This is a genomic window from Salmonella sp. SAL4457, assembly GCF_046548235.1.
Taxonomy (GTDB): Bacteria; Pseudomonadota; Gammaproteobacteria; order Enterobacterales; family Enterobacteriaceae; genus Salmonella; species Salmonella enterica.
Genome location: NZ_JBGDZO010000506.1, coordinates 1 through 271 on the forward strand (window position 1 = coordinate 1; position 271 = coordinate 271).

Here is a 271-nt window from a genome sequence, read left to right on the forward strand (position 1 = left end):
TTTCAAGTGCGCCCCTTGGCGCGACCAGCGATGGCTCCGAACTGAGCCATGGGCTAACGCGGCGCTATCTCACAACCGCCAATGGGGGAAGTGAGGAAAATCCCACCTTGCCTGACCAATCGCCAGGGGATCGAACTTACCGGGAGCGACGCAGACCACCCGGTTGCCCTGCTGGAACTGACGACAGACATTTGAGCTGGCCGGCATAAAAAAGCCCCGCCTGAGCGATTCAGGACGGGGCTTTCCTTTAGGCTTACTGCACCCACCATGC

The 271-nt window shown here is 59.8% G+C and carries 1 protein-coding gene; it reads right to left on the minus strand.

All coding sequences use genetic code 11. The features are described 5' to 3' along the window. Positions 1–69: 69 nt before the first annotated feature. Positions 70–271: hypothetical protein (locus tag ACLJNW_RS25255; RefSeq protein WP_410961368.1), on the minus strand; the 202-nt coding region annotated here is incomplete at its 5' end.